We start from the raw sequence: 2,463 nt of genomic DNA on the forward strand, positions 1-2,463 counted from the left end.
TTGCCGGAGTGCGCGGCGCTCGTCGCCAAGCTGAAGGAAATCGGCCTGAACGAAGGCCAGCAAGTCGTTATTTACGATGCGCAGGCCGCCGTCGAGCAGCGCGACGGAATCGTGGCCTAGCCAGCGCAACAGCCACCACAGACGCGATGCATACATGCCGCCCTGCGCATCGTAAATAACGACTTGCTGGCCTTCGTTCAGGCCGATTTCCTTCAGCTTGGCGACGAGCGCCGCGCGCTCCGGCAACGGATGACGGCCGTTCTTGCCGGTCTTCGCGCCCGACAGGTTGCGGTCGAGATGCAGGTAATGCGCGCCGGGGATATGCCCAGCGGCGTAGGCGTTTTCACCCGAATCGGTTGCGGCCAGATCGAAGCGGCAATCGACGATAAACACGCTGCCAGGCGCAGCGGCGATCCGCTCGACGAGATTGCCGGCGGAAATCAGCGTGGTGTAGTGCGTGTGAGGCATGACGGCTCCTGATGCAACGGGCGATGTTATGAAATGTTGAGCTTGAAGTCTAAACAAAAAAAGACGGGCCAAAGCCCGTCTTCCTCAACAAAACCGTGCCGCTTTTAAATCTTGCCCAACTGCCGCCGCAAAAACTCATGGAAGTGCTGCATGCCTGATTCCATGGGACTCTGATACGGCCCGACTTGCGACTCGCCGCGGTTCATCAGCGCGCGCCGTCCGGCATCCATGCGTTCCGCGATTTCGTCGTCCTCGCGCGCCGTTTCCATGTAGGCGGCACGCTCGGCCTCGATGAACTCACGCTCGAACAGCGCGATTTCCTCAGGATAATAAAACTCTACGATATTCGTGGTTTTCTGCGGCCCTTGCGGAATCAGCCACGACACCACGAGCACGTGCGGATACCACTCGATCATGATGCCCGGGTAGTACACCATCCAGATCGCGCCGAATTCCGGCAGCTTGCCGTTGCGGAACCGCAATACCTCGTCGTGCCACTTACGGTACGTGGGACTGCCGGGTTTTTCGAGATTCTTGTGCAGGCCAACAGTCTGGACGCTGTACCAGTCGCCGAATTCCCAGGTCAGGTCATCGCAGGACACAAAGCTTCCGAGACCCGGATGGAACGGCGCGACGTGGTAATCCTCGAGATACACCTCGATAAAACTCTTCCAGTTGTAGTTGCACTCGTGCACTTCGACGTGATCGAACATGAAGCCCGAAAACTCAAAATGTTTGGCCGGCCCAAGTCGGGCGAGATCGGCCGCGACATCGCGCCCGCTCGCTTCGAACAACAGTCCCTGCCAGTTCTGCAAAGGGGATTTGCCGAGGTTCAGACAGGGTTTGTCGGCGAAATGCGGCGCGCCGAGCAACTGGCCGTCGAGGTCGTACGTCCACCGGTGCAGCGGACACACGATGTTCTCCGCCGTGCCGCGCCCATTGAGCATGATGGCCTGGCGGTGACGGCATACATTCGACAGCAGCTCGATCTGGTCCTGTTTATTACGGACGAGCAGGCGCCCTTCACCTTCGCCGGGCAAAGCAAAATAATTTCCCGCCTCGGGCACCATGAGTTCGTGGCCGATGTAGCGTGGACCGTGCTTGAAAAGCGTGTCGATTTCGCGCTTGAGAAGCGCTTCGTCAAAGTAAGCCGTGACTGGCAACTGACTGTGAATTGCGTTCAGTTGCAATGCATTGCTCAGATTGGACATTCCCACTCCCGTGAAGACGTGAAAGCAGTGAACAACCCAACCATCGAGGATTCGATTTAGGGAGACCGCGAATTATAACGAAAACCCTTTCAATGGGGCGCCCGAGGACTTGTTTTGGGTCAAATCCCAGCGCGGAGTTCCAGGCTTTTGCGGGACTTTTCAGGATTTTTACAAGCAAGCGAAAGCAGCCTGAGACGCGCTACTGGCATGGGTCAGCGCATGGCGGAGGTCGGAAAAGCCGCTTTTGCCGTAGAATGTCCGACTTGTTTCCCGAAATCCGACATTACACCCACGATTCATGGCGAAAACCGCAACGCAGGATGGCTCGGCAAGCGCGGACAACGCGCCGCTCCCGGAGAATTACGAGACGGCGCTGGCCGAACTGGAGGGGCTCGTAGCGCGCATGGAAGGCGGCGCGCTGAGCCTGGAGGAGTCGCTCGCTGCGTACCGCCGTGGCGCGGCGCTCGTCGGCTTTTGCCAGCAACAATTAGAAAAGGTCGAGCAGCAGGTTCGCGTGCTCGATGGCGACACACTAAAACCGCTGCCCGCCGAATTGCAGCGCGCCACCCAGGGCGCAGGCACATCGGCAGATAACGGGGACGACTTATGACTTTTGACCAATGGATGCACGCGAGCCTCGATCGCGTCGAAACCGCGCTGGAACATTACCTGCCGGGTACGGACATCGCGCCCGCCAAGTTGCATGAAGCCATGCGCTACGCCGTGCTCGGCGGCGGCAAGCGGGTGCGATGTCCGTACCCGGCAGGTAATGTTCCAGCGCGGA

3 protein-coding genes are annotated in these 2,463 nt (G+C 59.0%); 1 reads left to right on the forward strand and 2 read right to left on the reverse strand.

Annotated elements, in window-relative coordinates; translation table 11 throughout:
* Together ACRXB1_RS34515 and ACRXB1_RS34520 are read right to left on the reverse strand one after the other, a co-directional pair.
* Window positions 1–468 (reverse strand): sulfurtransferase (locus ACRXB1_RS34515; protein WP_449494592.1); only part of this gene is annotated, 468 nt, incomplete at its 3' end.
* Between the two features lie 104 nt (window positions 469–572).
* Entirely contained in the window at window positions 573–1,679 is a 1,107-nt protein-coding gene (locus ACRXB1_RS34520; protein ID WP_449494593.1) for an aromatic ring-hydroxylating oxygenase subunit alpha, read from the reverse strand.
* Between the two features lie 298 nt (window positions 1,680–1,977).
* Between ACRXB1_RS34520 and ACRXB1_RS34525 the strand changes: the two genes are divergently transcribed.
* A complete protein-coding gene (locus ACRXB1_RS34525; protein ID WP_062002509.1) occupies window positions 1,978–2,289 on the forward strand; it encodes an exodeoxyribonuclease VII small subunit in 312 nt (103 codons plus the stop codon).
* The last annotated feature ends 174 nt before the right edge of the window (window positions 2,290–2,463 follow it).

The sequence above is a fragment of the Caballeronia sp. M23-90 genome, assembly GCF_053574605.1.

Excerpts from the sequence above, each read along its gene's own strand:
- ACRXB1_RS34520 (WP_449494593.1), bottom strand. The coding sequence starts at position 1,679 with ATGTCCAATCTGAGCAATGCATTGCAACTGAACGCAATTCACAGTCAG.
- ACRXB1_RS34525 (WP_062002509.1), top strand. The coding sequence starts at position 1,978 with ATGGCGAAAACCGCAACGCAGGATGGCTCGGCAAGCGCGGACAACGCG.